General features: G+C 51.3%; 9 protein-coding genes. 2 read left to right on the top strand and 7 right to left on the bottom strand.

The window, feature by feature from the left end:
- Positions 1-7 precede the first annotated feature (7 nt).
- From CBX96_RS01215 to malQ, 6 genes are all read right to left on the bottom strand, one after another.
- Positions 8-1,591 (bottom strand): glycogen synthase, encoded by a 1,584-nt coding sequence (locus tag CBX96_RS01215; protein ID WP_181382127.1) that lies wholly within the window; start codon positions 1,589-1,591, stop codon positions 8-10.
- Positions 1,592-1,658: 67 nt separating this feature from the next.
- Positions 1,659-2,921, bottom strand: coding sequence for a glucose-1-phosphate adenylyltransferase (glgC, locus tag CBX96_RS01220; RefSeq protein WP_109285432.1), 1,263 nt, complete (start codon positions 2,919-2,921; stop codon positions 1,659-1,661).
- Positions 2,922-3,039: 118 nt separating this feature from the next.
- Positions 3,040-5,553, bottom strand: coding sequence for a glycogen/starch/alpha-glucan phosphorylase (locus tag CBX96_RS01225; protein WP_109285433.1), 2,514 nt, complete (start codon positions 5,551-5,553; stop codon positions 3,040-3,042).
- Between the two features lie 2 nt (positions 5,554-5,555).
- Entirely contained in the window at positions 5,556-7,814 is a 2,259-nt protein-coding gene (gene glgX / locus CBX96_RS01230) for a glycogen debranching protein GlgX (RefSeq protein ID WP_109285434.1), read from the bottom strand.
- Positions 7,811-10,048, bottom strand: a complete 2,238-nt coding sequence (gene glgB, locus CBX96_RS01235) for a 1,4-alpha-glucan branching protein GlgB (protein ID WP_181382117.1) — start codon at positions 10,046-10,048, stop codon at positions 7,811-7,813. Before glgB ends, glgX begins: the two co-directional genes overlap by 4 nt.
- A 17-nt stretch (positions 10,049-10,065) precedes the next feature.
- Complete coding sequence (malQ, locus tag CBX96_RS01240) at positions 10,066-12,471, bottom strand: 4-alpha-glucanotransferase (protein ID WP_109285435.1); 2,406 nt, start codon at positions 12,469-12,471, stop codon at positions 10,066-10,068.
- Positions 12,472-12,980: 509 nt separating this feature from the next.
- On the opposite strand from malQ, the gene CBX96_RS01245 reads away from it, so the two are divergent.
- Positions 12,981-13,616: a peptidylprolyl isomerase gene (locus tag CBX96_RS01245; RefSeq protein ID WP_109285436.1), complete on the top strand. Its 636-nt coding sequence runs from the start codon at positions 12,981-12,983 to the stop codon at positions 13,614-13,616.
- A gap of 58 nt (positions 13,617-13,674) precedes the next feature.
- Here CBX96_RS01245 and CBX96_RS01250 read toward each other — a convergent pair whose 3' ends face one another.
- Positions 13,675-14,151: a MarR family winged helix-turn-helix transcriptional regulator gene (locus CBX96_RS01250; protein WP_041408827.1), complete on the bottom strand. Its 477-nt coding sequence runs from the start codon at positions 14,149-14,151 to the stop codon at positions 13,675-13,677.
- Between the two features lie 327 nt (positions 14,152-14,478).
- Between CBX96_RS01250 and yiaY the strand changes: the two genes are divergently transcribed.
- Positions 14,479-15,627, top strand: coding sequence for an L-threonine dehydrogenase (yiaY, locus tag CBX96_RS01255; protein WP_088210573.1), 1,149 nt, complete (start codon positions 14,479-14,481; stop codon positions 15,625-15,627).
- Positions 15,628-16,178: the final 551 nt, after the last annotated feature.

Genomic DNA, 16,178 nt, shown 5'->3' on the forward strand with positions numbered 1-16,178 from the left:
GGCAGGCTTATGCGTAGAGCCGAGTCTGGTATTCGAGGGCAATGCCGTGCCAGTCGAAGCGTCGTGCTTTCGCCTGACGTTTGAGTTGCATCCAATCATTACCGCCAAATGTCTCCAGCGCGTCGCCAAGCTTTGCTAGCAAAGCCTCACCCTGCGCCTTGATATCGTCGCCATAGAACACAAAGCCATCGACATTATCCTCGACCGTATCCCGCAATCCGCCAACCCCATGCACAATGCAAGGCTGACCGCTACGCATGGCGAGCATTTGGCTAATTCCACAGGGTTCAAAGGAGCTTGGCATCAAGAACAAATCACCCTGTTGGTAAAGACTCTGGGAGAGCTCCTCATGGTATCCCTGCAGAAATACAAAATGGGCATACTTAGCCGCAAGGGTTTGAAAACATTGCCCTATCTCAGGGTCGCCACTGCCTAATAGTACAAAAAGTGCCTTGGGCTGCGTCTGCTGCAACTGTTGCAGTAACGTCTCTAATACCGATAAGCCAGAAGGTAAAATATGGCGCAGGATCAGCACTTTTTGATCGGTCAGCCGACCGACCGAAGTCAACAGAAAGTCCGGGAACTCCCCCGCAGAGGCTTGGCGCCACAGGGCTTGCAGCCGAGTAAAAGCAATCATATCGACGCCACTCACCTGAGTTCGCCCGCCCTGCCACTGCACTAAGGCCGACTCTATGCAATTCAGTAGCGCCCTAAACTCAGTTAATCCCATACGTTCGAGGGAGGTTTGAGCTAAAGCCTCTGGGTATTCGCAACCGTTTAAAATACCAAGCACTCGCCCCTGCTCGGCTTTGTGTTGCAAATCGGCCTCAAGCCCTTCTCCACCAAAAAAGCCCAACTCTGGGCGAGAGGGAAGCAATACCTCCTTGGCGTAGGTGGGTGAGACGAGATGCACTTTATCCGCCAGTGCAATCCCCATCCGCATCGGATTAATGCAATGGGGATAACGGGGATCGATAATCTGGGCGCGTTGTCCCTCATCCAACTGGGCGAATAAATGAGGAAACCAAGCCGCAAAGCTTGAGGTATCATGGCTCAGCGGCCTTATCCCCTGCAGCGCAAGGTTATGAATCGAAAACACACATTCTATGCTTTGCAATGCTTGATACTCAGGCGCCAGCGCCCGCAGCATGGCTAAACAACCCGTGTGCCAGTCGTGCAGATGTAAAAGCTCTGGCATAGGCACAAGCCCCGCCACTAAGGCTTTGGCTACGCTTGCACACAAAAGCGCAAACTTAGTCGCATCATCGGCAAAGGGGCGATCACTTGTTCCTTGGCTATAAATCTGCCCGGGGCTCGATTGCCACAGCCCATGCTCGAGCAAGTAAATATTGGCGCCCTGCACCTTGGGGTGCGCCAGCCAATACAACTTAATCGGCTCCTGTCGCCCAGCAAAACTCACCTCAAACTCATGGATAAGTTTGGCGTCAAAGCCCGTTAAAAATCCGTAGCTGGGCATAATGACATCAGCTTGGATACCAACACCCGCGAGCGCTTGGGGCAAGTCACGGATCACATCCGCCATCCCGCCCACTTTCGCCCCTTTCAGCGCCCCATTTTCCGCCGCGACCATTAATATGCGTTTCACCTAACTTCATACTCCAACAGGGTTAATATTCAAGCAAATTATCAACTTGGCCTTACTCATAGCCCACGGGCAGCCCCAACATATCGCGGGTGACTAAGGTGATGCCTTTCTCGGACACCCTAAAGCCTTTTGCCCTGTCATGGTCGTGGTTATAACCTATCACTGTGCCTTCGGGGATGATGCAGCCCCTGTCGATGATGGCGTTTTTAATCTTACAGTGGCGCAGCACCACCACATCGGGCAGCACGACTGAATCCTCAACCACTGAGTAGGAACAGACCCGCACCTCGTTAAACAATACGCTGCGACGCACTGTCGCGCCCGAGATGATACAGCCGCCGGAAATAATCGAATCCACCGCCATTCCGCGTCTATCGTCATCGTCGAACACAAACTTAGCGGGGGGCAATTGCTCCTGATAGGTCCAAATCGGCCATTTGGCATCGTAGAGATTTAAGGCAGGCGTGGGCGATAACAATTCCATATTGGCCTGCCAGAAGGAATCTAAGGTACCCACATCGCGCCAATAGGCTTGCTCGTTGGGGAAAGCACTCTTAAAGGGGTAGGCAAACACTTTATGTTTTTCGATGATCGAGGGAATAATATCTTTACCAAAATCCCGATCGGAATTGGCATTTTGCGCGTCTTTCTTCAACTGTTCGAACAAAAACTCTGTGTTAAACACATAGTTGCCCATCGAGGCAAGACACTTCTCGGGATTGCCTGGGGAGTGTTTAGGATGCTTAGGTTTTTCTTCAAATCCTAAAATGCGCATATCGTCATCGACTTCCATCACCCCAAATGCACCCGCCGCTTCGGCCACAGGCACCTCGAGGCAGGAGACTGTCATATCGGCGCCGGATTCGGCATGGGCGGCCAGTAAGCCTGCGTAATCCATGCGATACACATGGTCACCCGAGAGCACCATCACATACTTAGGCAACTCATGGCGGATGATGTCGATATTTTGGAATACCGCGTCGGCCGTGCCCTGATACCAATTCTCCGAGTAACGTTGTGAGGCGGGTAGAATCTCCACCGACTCACCTAATTCCTTTTTAAAATGGCCCCAACCACGCATCACGTGGCGAATTAACGAGTGCGACTTATATTGGGTCACCACCCCAACGCGGCGGATCCCCGAGTTGATGCAATTCGACAGCGGAAAATCGATGATCCTAAACTTGCCCCCGAAATACAGCGCGGGTTTAGCGCGCCAGTCGGTGAGTTCATGTAAACGCGAGCCTCGGCCACCAGCCAGAATCAATGCATAGGTTTCACGAGTTAAATTACTGATATAACGTACATTAGACATAGGCTCTACTCCCCAAATAGCACATCAGTGCCGATTGCTTCACAACCACTCTTCCCTGCCGCCCTAAGGCCGCAGGATTGCATACAACAGCGCATTCCTTTGCTCATTAACCTCTCCGTTACAGTTTCCAAATATCATCTCGATAGCCAGCAATCGTCACATCACTGGAGAAGCGACCACTGGCCGCCGTGTTGCGAATACTCATTTGTGTCCACTTTTTCGGATCTTTATAGGCCTTAGCCACAGCCTCTTGGGCGAGGCGATAACTGTCGAAATCCGCCGCCGTCATCCACTGATCATCCGGGCTTTCAATCGAGGCGATAATGGGGTCGAAAATACCCGGTTCCAGCAGGCTGAAATGGCCACTCTTGAGTAAGGCCATGACTTCGGATAAGGCGTGGGACTCGGCGATAATGCGCTGAGGTTGGTAATCACAGCGCATTTGGGCCACTTGATCGGCGTTGAGGCCAAAGAGGAAGAAGTTATCCTCGCCTACCTCTTCGAGCATCTCGATATTGGCGCCATCCAAGGTGCCTATGGTGAGTGCCCCGTTCATCATAAACTTCATATTGCCCGTGCCAGAGGCCTCCTTACCCGCGGTGGAGATTTGTTCGGAGACATCGGTGCCGGGGCAGATTTTTTCCATCGCACTGACGTTGTAATTGGGCAGAAACGCAAAGCGCAGATAAGGCGCCACCACAGGATCGCAATTGACCATATGGGCAACATTACTGGCGAGTTTGATGATGAGCTTCGCCATAAAGTAACCGGGTGCCGCCTTGCCACCGATCAGCACACAGCGTGGTACCAGATGCTCTGTATGCCCCTGCTGGATTTGATGGTAGAGATGGATCACATGCAGAATATTGAGTAACTGACGCTTGTACTCATGGATCCGTTTAACCTGCACATCAAACAGCATTGCAGGGTCAAACTCGACGCCACATTCCTTGGCGATCATCTTGGCGAGTTGCACCTTGTTGGCTTGTTTCACCTCACGCCACTTTTGAATAAAACTGGCGTCTTGGGTTAAGGCATTGAGCGCCGTCAGCTGGCTTAAGTCCGTCACCCAGCCCTTGCCTAAATGACTAGTTAACAGTTTGGCAAGCGCGGGATTGCAGTGGGCTAACCAACGTCTTGGGGTCACGCCATTGGTGCGATTGTTAAATTTCTCCGGCCACAGGCTATAAAAATCCTTAAACAGGCCCGACTTTAATAACTGGGTATGCAGCGCCGCCACACCGTTTACCGAAAAGCTCGCTACTATGGCTAGGTACGCCATGCGCACATGGGGATCGGGGCCATCTTGAATGATCGACATGCTGGCCAGTTTGGCGCCATCTCCCGGCCAGTGGTGGGCAACTAAATCGAGGTATCTGGCGTTGATTTCATAGATGATTTCTAAAATTCGCGGCAACATCAGCGCCATCATACGCACGGGCCAGCGCTCTAACGCCTCGGGCAACAATGTGTGATTGGTATAGGCCATAGTCTGGCTGGTAATCGCCCAGGCGGCGTCCCATTCGAGGCCATATTCATCCACCAGCAGCCGCATTAATTCGGGGACGGCAATACTGGGGTGAGTGTCATTCAGTTGGATCACATTTTTCGCGGCAAAATCGCTGAAATCATGGCCGTGGTGATGCACCCAACGCTTCAAAATCGCCTGCAGGCTGGCGGAGGACAAAAAGTACTGCTGACGCAACCGCAGCTCTTTACCGTTTTCACTGGCATCGTTGGGGTACAACACCATAGTGATTTGTTCAGCGAGGTTCTTGCACGCCACCGCCTCTGTGTAATCCCCTTGGTTAAACTCTGCTAAATCAAAGTCATCCGTCGCTTCTGCCTTCCAGAGTCTGAGGCTATTCACCCGACCATTGCGATAACCGGGCACGGGCATGTCATAGGCCACGGCGAGCACATCTTGAGTATCGACCCAAATCATGTGCCTGCGCCCTTGTTTATCCACATAGGATTCGGTGTGACCGAAGAACTTTACCGTCACATTATGGTGCGGAACGCGCACCTCCCACGGGTTGCCCTCACGCAACCAGCGATCTGGGCGCTCCACCTGATAGCCATCGACAATCTTCTGGGCGAACATGCCGTATTCGTAACGAATGCCATAACCCGTGACGGATAAATCCATGCTGGCGCAGCTATCGAGAAAACACGCGGCGAGTCGCCCAAGGCCACCATTGCCTAAACCTGCGTCGTGTTCGGCCTCCTCAAGCTCCTCAAGAGACACGGAATATTGGCTAAGCGCCTCGCGGCTGTCTTGCTCTAAATCTAAATTTAACAAGGCATTACCTAATGCCCTGCCCATGAGAAACTCCAGCGATAAGTAGGCCACTTGCTTGTTGTCATAGCAGCTATCTTTTATCCGCGTCTCACGCCACTCATCCAACATTTGCTCTTTAACGCTGAGTGCCAGAGACTGAAATAACTCACCGTGAGCCACTTCGCCGCGGCTTAAACCGTAACGCACATGGCGATTAAAGGTCGCGGGCAGGGCATCACAGGGCTCGCAGGGTTCGAGAGTCGCTTTTGGCTTACTCGGCGCGGCCTTAGTGGCACGTTTTTTAGGGGGAACGCCGCTGGTATTGGGGCTCAGCTCACTGTTATGACTCATAGTTAATTCCTTATAAAATCAGCATGAAACAGCATAAGACTGCGATCCTGTAACAAGTACCGCGTCGGTGAGGACTGAGCATCCAGCGGCTCAGTGGGAGTTAAAAATTGTGGGTCTGTTTGGGTATGCAGCAGGCATTGCCACGGCCCCAAACCGTCAAAAACCGGCAGGGTAAAAGCCAAGGGATGCTCATCGGCATTCACCATCAACAGCAGCGCTTGAAGGTTGTCACCCTGAGTCTGTGGTTGAGTGGCGGTTAAATTACCCGATAACACCACGCAAAGGCTGCGGCCCATGGACTCGCTCCACAGGCTTTTGCTCATCGGCTCACCTTGGCGGCTAAACCAGTCCAGCCTCGCCCCCGATGGGGTTGAGACAGAGCTTACAGCATGGCTTGAAGATGACTCGGACGACCAATCGAAGGCGTTGGCCACTAGCTGCTCATGGATAAAACGTTTGGAACACAAGAGCGGGAAGCGTTTGCGTAAAGCAATCAACTGCGAGGTGAAACTCAGCAAAGAGCTATCCATACCATCCGATGACCAATCGAACCAATTCAAGGGATTATCTTGGCAATAAGCGTTATTATTCCCGCCTTGGGTGCGGCCCGTCTCATCGCCGCAGAGTAACATGGGCACCCCTTGGGATAAGAATAATGTGGTCAATAGATTGCGTTGCTGACGGGCGCGCAGCGCGAGAATGGTGGCGTCGTCAGTGTCGCCCTCTACCCCATAGTGATGACTGAAGTTCTCATGGTGGCCGTCGCGGTTTTCTTCACCGTTGGCCCAATTGTGCCGCTCGCAATAACTCACTAAATCTTTGAGGGTAAAACCATCGTGACTGGTTAAAAAGTTGATACTGGCGGCAGGAGGCCGGCCGCTATGCTCAAAGAAATCCCCCGAGCCATGAAATCGCCGCGCAAACTCGGGCAACATGCCGTGATCGCCCCGCCAGAAACGCCGCATGGTGTCGCGGTATCTGTCATTCCACTCGCTAAAGGCCACCGGGAAATTACCCAGCTGGTAACCACCCGGGCCAATATCCCAAGGCTCGGCAATCAGCTTCACCCGGCACAACACGGGGTCTTGCAGCAGCGCATCAAAAAAACCACTTCCGGGGTCAAATCCATAGGCTTCACGGCCAAGACAGGCGGCTAAATCGAAGCGAAAGCCATCGACGCCCATCACTTCGACCCAGTAACGCAGCGAATCAAGCACTAACTGCAACATGCGCGGATGATTGAGGTTTAAGGTATTACCGCAGCCGGTATCGTTGATATAAAAGCGTTTATCGTTTGGATGCAGGCGGTAATAACTCAGATTGTCGATACCGCGAAAGCTAAAGGTCGGCCCGAGGCGACTGCCCTCGGCGCTGTGGTTATAGACCACATCGAGAATGACTTCGATACCCGCGCCGTGTAGCGCATCCACCATAGTGCGAAACTCGCCAATATCCTCACTCGAGAGATAACTCGGCTCAGGCGCAAAAAAGCCTATGCTGTTATAACCCCAATAGTTAGATAGCTGTTTTTCAAGCAGAAAGGGCTCGGAGAAAAATGCCTGAACCGGCAGTAACTCGACACAATTCACGCCGAGATTGACTAAGTAATCTATCGCGGCATTCGATGCCAGCCCGGCAAAGGTGCCACGCAGCGGCGCATCTATCTCAGGGTGCAGCGCGGTAAATCCCTTTAAGTGCATCTCATAGATAATGCACTGCTCAAGTGGCAATGGCTCACGCTTGCTTGAGAGCAGCCGAATAGCATGGGCCTTAGCGGCATAAAAAAGGGGCCGAGTATCGACCACTTTGCACTTAGGTACAAAATCCGCGTTATCTAAGGTGCTGAAAGATAAGTCTTCATTAGGGTTATCAATCTCATAACCAAAATTGGCGATATGGTGGTGATAACGCCCCACGAGCTGGCGAGCGTAGGGGTCTAATAGCAACTTATGTGGATTAAATCTGTGGCCTAATTGCGGCTCGTAGGGACCATAAACACGGTAGCCATAAAGCTGGCCGGCACTGAGCCCATGCACATACAAATGCCAGATCTGCTGGGTCTGCTCCGTCAAGGCGATGCGCTGAATTTCTACCTCGCCTTGAGCATCAAACAGACATAACTCCACCCCAGTGGCATGGGCCGAAAACAGGGCGAAATTCACCCCGCCATCATCGACCGTCGCCCCCAAGGGAAAAGGCTGCCCTGCACTTAAGTTATAGGCGGTTGAGCCATCAGCATTTACAGGCAAGCGATTCGTCATAGGCTGGTATCTCTTGGCGCATCCGTCACAGGCCCGAGGATTAAGCAACCCAGAGGCGGCACAGTGATCAACGCGCTCGATGCCATGCCCTGCCAAGGTAAATCTTCGGCAATGACCTTGCCCGCATTCCCCTGATTGCTACCGCCATAGAGATGGCTGTCGCTATTGAGGTACTCACAGAAATCTCCGCCTTGGGGCAAGCCGATACGAAATCCTTGGTGCAGGGTTGGCGTCATGTTCACCACAAACACTAAAGGCACATCACTGCCCTCGCCATAGCGAACAAAGCTAAAAATACTGTCGCGACCATTGTCACAATCGAGCCAGCGAAACCCCTGCGACTCATAGTCGAGCACGGATAAGGCGGGAAATTGGCGATAAAGCTGATTCAGATCGCGAAGCCAGCGCTGCACGCCTTGGTGAGGCTCGAAGGCGAGCAAATGCCAATCGAGGCTATGGTTATGGTTCCATTCGTCACGCTGGGCGAACTCGCTGCCCATAAACAGCAGTTTTTTGCCCGGATGCCCCCACATAAAGCCGTAATAGGCCCTGAGGGTGGCGAATTTTTGCCAATCATCGCCGGGAATTTTATGCAGCAAAGAGCCCTTGCCGTGCACCACTTCATCGTGGCTTATCGACAGCATAAATTGCTCCGAATAGGCATACATCAGACTAAAGGTCAGCTGGTTATGGTGATACTGGCGATAGATGGGATCGCGGCCCAAGTAGCTTAGGCTGTCGTTCATCCAGCCCATATTCCACTTAAAACCAAACCCCAGCCCGCCGCTATCCGTCGGCTTAGTCACCCCCGCAAAGGCGGTTGACTCTTCGGCTATCATGCAAATGCCGGGGAAGGCTTGATACAAACGTTGATTCAACATTTGCAGGAAATGAATCGCCTCTAAATTCTCCCGTCCGCCATAGGCATTGGGCAGCCATTGCCCGGGTTCACGGCTGTAGTCGAGGTACAACATGGATGACACCGCATCGAGCCTGAGCCCATCGAGGTGAAATTCCCGCAACCAATAGCAGGCATTGCTGAGCAAAAAACTGCGCACCTCACCGCGGTCGTAGTTATAGATCAGCGTATCCCAATCGGGGTGTGTGCCTTTGCGCGGATCCTCATGCTCATAGAGGCAAGTGCCATCGAAACGCACAAGGCCGTGGGGATCCTTAGGGAAATGCGCCGCGACCCAATCGAGTAACACGCCAATGTCGGCCTGATGGCAGGCATCGATAAAGGCCTTTAAGCCATTAGCATCACCAAAACGATGGGTCGGCGCATACAGGCCAACGGGTTGATACCCCCAAGAGCCGTCGAAGGGGTACTCGCTGACTGGCATCAACTCGATATGGGTAAAACCTTGCTCCTTCACATAGGGGATCAACTGCTCGATTAAGTCTTGATAATCAAAGTATTGCTCACCAAACTCACCTTTTCGGCGCCAAGAGCCTAGCTGCACTTCGTAGATAGACATCGCGGCGCGATGCCAAGCCGTGGTCGCCCGTTTGTGCATCCATTGTGTATCTGCCCACGGGTGTTGGTGTTTTTTCGGCACTATGGAGGCATTGTGCGGTGCACATTCCATTTGGGTCGCCATGGGGTCAGATTTGGCGTGGCGCTCGCCATTTTGATAAACCAAATCAAACTTATAGTGCGCGCCTTCGGCAACATCAGGCAGGAAAATCTCCCATAAGCCGTTGGCCATATGTTGGCGCATCACATGGCGAGTATCGTCCCAGTGATTAAAATCCCCCACCACAGAAACCCGCTTAGCATTGGGCGCCCATACGCAAAAATGCACGCCTTCGACGTTATCGACTTGGCGCCAATTCGCACCTAAAAAGCGATAGGCCTGCTCAGAGCTTCCTTCGCCGAAGAGGTATAAGTCCTGGCTATCGAGGAGGGAACCAAACTGATAAGGATCGATAATATCCAACTCACAGAGGGGATAACTCACCCGTAGCGCATACAAAAAGGGCTTAACCCGTCTGCCAAGCGTCCCCGCAAACAGCCCCGCCTCATTGACCCGCTCAAGGCTCGCTACTTTACGGCCATCCTTAAGACTTATCACATCAACTTTTTGGGCGTTGCGTAAAAAACAGCGCACCACCAAGGCCTTACCCTCGTTGATGCTGTGCATACCGAGCAGGGAAAACACATCCGTATATTGACCGTTTAACAGTGCGACATCGCTACCGTCATAGAAGTAAGTCTGGGCTTGAGTCATCATTTGGCTTCCATTTTTAGTCAAAGGGTATCTGTATGCGCAGCCGTTTCTGGCAAATGTCTTGCCGCAGCAATGCGTTGCAAACGCTCAGCCAGCGCAGGCCTAGCTGTAGCTTCGCTTAGGCTGATGGGCAATCGACGCTGCCAATTGGGGTACTCGAGCCAAGTGCCAGGGATATTCACCGCATGGCGGTCCCCGAGCAGATCGCACCACTGCACGCTGTAAAGTGCGCTGTTGCCCGAGGCGCCAAATGGCATCCACGCCGTTAATAAATCTTCAATATCAATCTGTTGAATATCTGTCTCCGGCAATAAGCCCTGGGAGATTAAGCACTGCGCCAGCTGGTGTTTTTCCTGCTCACGTCCGGCTAAGGCCTCACCTAATTGTTCGTCGGTATTGAGCAGTTCGAGTTGTCGCCTCAGGTGCAAATCGCTGCCCGTCCACCAGGCGACTAACGTCGGCACATCGTGGTTTGCCAGCATCATCAAACTTTGGAACTTATAGTGGCTCGGCGGCTTAAAGCCTTGATGGTCTTTGCAGAAGTAGAACAACTCGTTGGAGTAAACCCCCGCCTGATACAGGCGATGAATAATATCGGGCGGCACTAGGCCCAAATCCTCACCAATCACCACACAGCGGGCACGTTGACTCTCAAGGCAGAGAATCGCCAACAGGGTTTCGACCGGGTAATACACATAGGCGCCATGGCCGAGGCGCTTATCCAGTGGCCACCACCAGAGTCGCAGCAGCCCCATCACATGGTCGATTCGCAGTGCCCCGCAGTGGGTCATGTTGGCGCGAGTCAATTCAATAAAATGGCGATATTGATGCTGTTTAAGCTTGACGGGATCGAGGGGCGTAAGTCCCCAGTTTTGCCCCTGCGGCGCGAAGGGATCTGGCGGCGCGCCTATGCTGGCGTTTAAGCAGAACTGCTGTGAATTGGCTTGAACCTCAACGCCTTGCAACGCAGCGCCTACGGCCAAATCACGAATAAGCCCAATGCCCATTCCCGCTTCTTTGGCTTTGAGCTGGCACAATTGCAGTTGATCTTCAGCCACAAACTGCAGGTATAAATAAAAACCTTCATCCTGTGCGATGGCCCGTGGACTGCGTAGCGATTCGGCTTGGGCAAATTCCCTGAGCGGCGCGCCCTGCTCTGCCACAAAATCCTCAAATCGCTGCGCCCTGGGTGTGTTTGGCTGTAAATGGTGTTCGCAAAAGACAGTGTATAAACGTGCAAAGGCGCGGTACTTAAGCTCGCTCACTTTGGGGTAATCGAGCCAGTTCTCCGCGTTGAGTAGGGCAATGGCTTCTTGCCATTCTTTCGCCGCAAACTCCGTTTTTAATGGCTCAAATTCAGACACGCTAGGTAAATGAATATACAGCGGATTCAGCCTTCTACGATCGCAGGGACTATAGGGACTCGGATGTTCCGGCGCGGCAATATCTAAGGCATGCAATGGATTAAGTTGAATGAAATCGGCGCCATATTCGGCCACTAAACCGATAAGTTGTTCTAAATCGCCAAAGTCGCCCATACCCCATTGGCTTTCGCTACGCAGACTATAGAGCTGAAGACTCACACCCCACGGTTTATGGCGCTTTCCTTGAGCCACAGCGCTCATCACCCCTTGATAGGCGGTTCTCGGTGCCACCATAAAAGTGCCATGGAACTCAGTCGCCTTACTTGCTGCCGAAATGCTTACTGATGAGTTGCTTGCTGCTGAGGTGCTTGCCGATGCTAGACCTTGTTGATCATCTGCCAGCCCAAGCAAACTGACGCTCAGTGTGTGGTAGCCCAATCCCAAGCAAGATAAATCACTTAAGTTGTCTTTATTATTAGATGTGTTTAGCGCGGCGCTGACATTTTCCCATGAACGGCGCGGCTCAACCTTGCTATCTTGCTCAGCTGCATCACCCGCATCACGGCAATGAAACTCATGACCTAAAAGGTCGAGGCGGTATTGCAGGAACTGACACTCATTGGCAAAGGGGCTATTGCCAAACTGTGCCAACTCCTGCGCCTGAATCCGATAATCCCCAATCGGTTTTAGCGCCGAAAACGGCACCTCGAGGATAACCCTCTCCCCTTGCTCGCAGGTAAAGGTGAGCAGCAGATCGCCACGGTAAGATTGAGGTAAATACAGACAGACCCAAGGTTCGTCGACATAGCACCAATGAAACGCTGGCAATACTTGTGTCCAATGCTGTGCATCGAGTTGATATACCTGAGCGTCAAGCTCGTCGCCACTGGGTAAACTCGTTAATGGTTCATCCTTTGCCTCGCAGGCCTGAGTATTTTTCTCCTGCAACATACAGGTCAAAATCCCTTGCCTGTCAGCCTCGGGAATGCGGATGTACTGGCCGAAGCAGTCGGTAAAGTCTGCTCCCACGCCCCGCAAATACAGCAACTTCTCCAGCCCCATATTTGTCGCCCCCGCGACTGCTCATCCATAGCCTTAGATAGGCAGTAACCATGCCAGCGCAAAATAACAGCATGAAGACAGATTTGTGTCAGCCAAGTGACAACAAAGAAAACTTATAAATCAGCATCTTGAATAAAATGCGTGTCTTTATCGCCCAAGCCTTGGCCCACAGGGCCATCTCGTAAACGCACTAGTTTGAAGCAGGGAGTGATTAAAAAAGGTGCAACGCGCTTAAATGGCGCATGCAAAACAGCGTCTTATCTTGGAGCAGTATTTCATGAAGTATCGCAGCGGTTGAATCCCCCGCACAAACAACAAATCCCGTATCAGCAACTAGCTGCAACACTTTGTATCAATTGTGTTTTTCATCTTGAACTCCAGTTCATCGCTCTGTCACTATGCGCGTTCAAAACAAAAACAACACCTAATCGCAACATTTCCCCATAGCGACTTACATCATTCAAAGTGGCGGGGATGAATGGCGAACGACGCAAAATAAGGAAATAGATATGAAAAGAATCACGGGACTTTTACTCGCCACCAGTTTGAGCTTAGCCCTTGGCGCCTGCGGCGGCAGTGGCGAAGATGAATTAACACCAACGATCCCAACTCCCGATCCAACCCCACCGAGCTTAAGCGCCGATGTCTGTTATTTAATGAGCACTACTAAGGGGGATTTGACCTTAGCCATCGACCTCACCCATATGCCGATCACGGGTAAGAACTTTAAACAATATGTCGATAAGTCATTCTATAACGGCACTTTATTCCACAGAACCATCAATAACTTTGTGATCCAAGGCGGTGGTTTCACCACGGGATTACAAAGCAAGCCGACCAGCGCGCCGATTAAAAACGAGGCAGCCGTCGGCATCAGTAACAAACGTGGCACTATCGCGATGGCACGTACCACAGTGCCAGACTCAGCAACATCACAGTTCTTTATCAATGTGTTAGACAATCCGCAGCTCGATGCTTCGGCAAGCAGCTATGGTTATGCCGTGTTTGGTAAAGTCGTCGAAGGGATGGATGTGGTCGATCAGATAAGCATTGTGCCGACCAAAACCAGCAATGGTTTTAGCGACACACCTGTGAATGAAATTTTGATCAATAGCGTGACGGAAACGAACTGCCCCGCCGCCTAGCAAAAACAACAAAGCACTGTAGATACAGTGCTTTGTATTATTTAGCACAGAAAGGGGATTATTCGTCCCCTTGAATTTTACCCACCAACAGCATTGGCGCAGCATCAATTTTATCGGCGTCCATCATGGCGGCAATACGCTCCACCGATGAGAGCAACTGACTCTGCTCCCACTCTTCAAGATTTTGATATTGCTTTATAAAGTGCTCTTGAAGTGGTTTAGGCGACTCTTGCAATAATGCCCGCCCCGCCTCACTTAAATGCAAATGCACCTTGCGCTTATCGGACTCGCTGCGTTTGCGGATCACTAATCCCCGCCCTTCGAGCCTATCAATAATTGTCGTCACAGTGGCAGGGCTGAGGGTGATTTCTTCGGCCACCTGTTTGGCTAAGGGAGCGCCGAGCTGGGCAATTTTCTGCATCACCATCAACTGCGGCCCCGTCAGGCCTGAATGTTTATTGAGTTGCCGGGAATGAATGTCGATAGCGCGGATCACCCTGCGCAGTGAAATCAGCAGTTGTTCGTATTTTTCCATCGTGCTTCGCGTGCTCCTCATCAACCCAACGGCCGCACCTTACCAGAAACTCAGCCACAACTCACCTCGAAGGGCGAATTTATCGCGCAATAATCTGAGTTTAACTAAACAAGTAAAAGCTGAAAAAAACCTTAAAAAACATAGCGTATATCAAGCCTGATCCCTGTCATAAAAGTTCATTATTTAGTTACCCAGTTCCAACTTTAGTGGGAATTTCACCTCAATAAACTGCCTAAGCCGATCTAGATCACATCTTACATACCCCTTAATTGGTAGCTTGGTCACCAGAAAGAAACAAATTTAATTTACAAGCAAATAGGTGGACTTATGGCTGCTAAATTTTTTATCCCTTCCGTCAACGTATTAGGCAAAGGTGCCGTCGATGACGCTATCGGAGATATCAAAACCTTAGGCTTTAAACGCGCGTTAATCGTGACGGATAAGCCTCTCGTCAAGATTGGTCTGGTCGGTGAAGTGGCCGAAAAACTCGGTCAAAATGGCATTACTTCAACCGTGTTCGATGGCGTGCAGCCCAACCCAACCGTCGGTAACGTCGAAGCCGGTCTTGCGCTATTAAAAGCCAATCAATGTGATTTTGTGATTTCATTAGGCGGTGGTTCACCCCACGATTGTGCTAAGGGTATCGCCCTAGTTGCCACCAATGGCGGCAGCATCAAAGACTATGAAGGGTTAGACCAATCCGCTAAGCCACAACTGCCATTAGTGGCCATTAACACTACCGCTGGCACTGCCAGTGAAATGACCCGTTTTTGTATCATCACTGACGAAGCTCGCCATATCAAAATGGCAATTGTCGATAAACATACCACCCCATTGCTGTCTGTGAATGACCCTGAGCTGATGCTGAAAAAACCAGCGAGCCTCACAGCTGCAACAGGCATGGACGCGCTAACCCACGCGGTTGAAGCCTATGTGTCTATCGCTGCAAACCCGATTACCGATGCCTGCGCCATTAAAGCCATTGAACTTATCCAAGGCAACTTAGTGAATGCGGTAAAACAAGGCCAAGATATTGAAGCCCGTGAGCAGATGGCCTATGCGCAATTCTTAGCGGGGATGGCCTTCAACAACGCCAGCTTAGGTTATGTGCATGCGATGGCGCACCAATTAGGCGGTTTCTACGATCTGCCCCACGGTGTATGTAACGCCCTGTTATTACCCCATGTGCAAGAATACAACGCCAAAGTGGTACCAGATCGCTTAAAAGATATTGCGAAGGCCATGGGTGTCGATGTAGCCAATATGACCGATGAACAAGGTGCTGCAGCGGCGATCGCCGCCATTAAAGCCCTATCCGTTGCGGTAAACATTCCAGAAAACCTGACATTACTCGGGGTTAAAGCGGAAGATATTCCAACGCTGGCCGAAAACGCCTTAAAAGATGCCTGTGGTTTCACTAACCCTAAACAGGCAACCCATGAAGAGATCTGCCAGATCTTCACTAACGCGTTATAAGCACATACGCGTAATAGAGCATTAACGCCGTCTGTCGCGCGCCAATTGACAGGATGTTGTTCGGCTAGCGCAAGCTAACGACATGAGAATCGGCCCAAACAAGGGATCTTGTTTGGGCCTTTCTTTTGGGCTGCTCCAGCCAATTTTGCACTACGGCATAATGTAAAAAGCCGCCGTAGCGCCTTAATCTTCGGCAGTTGGGATCCCATAGATCGAAAAATCGGCCCAATAGCGTAAAAACGTGATCTTGGTGGGTTACATGCTGTTACAAATCCGCTAGACTGGCTCCAGTTCGCTTTTTCCCTGCAAAAGATGAAGCCAGCTCAGAGGCCCATTCTAAGGAATGGGCCTCTGTCCCTTTTAGCGCCCGCCCCTACACCTTCCCAATAATTTGCTACTGTTTAATGGCTCACGGCACCATGTAGATCCTGTCACTTATTTGCTGCTTTATTGCGCAGTAATTAAGCAAAAACGAATTTGAGTGCAAAACTGAGAGATAGCACATAGATATTCGTTAAAAACTCATGCTAAATAACACTGAATGGAAATGA

Origin of the sequence: Shewanella sp. BC20, assembly GCF_003129585.1 — a bacterium.
Lineage (GTDB): Bacteria > Pseudomonadota > Gammaproteobacteria > Enterobacterales > Shewanellaceae > Shewanella > Shewanella seohaensis.

What these genes read in the sequence shown, in the direction of transcription:
- CBX96_RS01215 (WP_181382127.1), bottom strand. Translation starts at nt 1,591, where the DNA reads ATGGTCGCGGCGGAAAATGGGGCGCTGAAAGGGGCGAAAGTGGGCGGG.
- glgC (WP_109285432.1), bottom strand. Translation starts at nt 2,921, where the DNA reads ATGTCTAATGTACGTTATATCAGTAATTTAACTCGTGAAACCTATGCA.
- CBX96_RS01225 (WP_109285433.1), bottom strand. Translation starts at nt 5,553, where the DNA reads ATGAGTCATAACAGTGAGCTGAGCCCCAATACCAGCGGCGTTCCCCCT.
- glgX (WP_109285434.1), bottom strand. Translation starts at nt 7,814, where the DNA reads ATGACGAATCGCTTGCCTGTAAATGCTGATGGCTCAACCGCCTATAAC.
- glgB (WP_181382117.1), bottom strand. Translation starts at nt 10,048, where the DNA reads ATGATGACTCAAGCCCAGACTTACTTCTATGACGGTAGCGATGTCGCA.
- malQ (WP_109285435.1), bottom strand. Translation starts at nt 12,471, where the DNA reads ATGGGGCTGGAGAAGTTGCTGTATTTGCGGGGCGTGGGAGCAGACTTT.
- CBX96_RS01245 (WP_109285436.1), top strand. Translation starts at nt 12,981, where the DNA reads ATGAAAAGAATCACGGGACTTTTACTCGCCACCAGTTTGAGCTTAGCC.
- CBX96_RS01250 (WP_041408827.1), bottom strand. Translation starts at nt 14,151, where the DNA reads ATGGAAAAATACGAACAACTGCTGATTTCACTGCGCAGGGTGATCCGC.
- yiaY (WP_088210573.1), top strand. Translation starts at nt 14,479, where the DNA reads ATGGCTGCTAAATTTTTTATCCCTTCCGTCAACGTATTAGGCAAAGGT.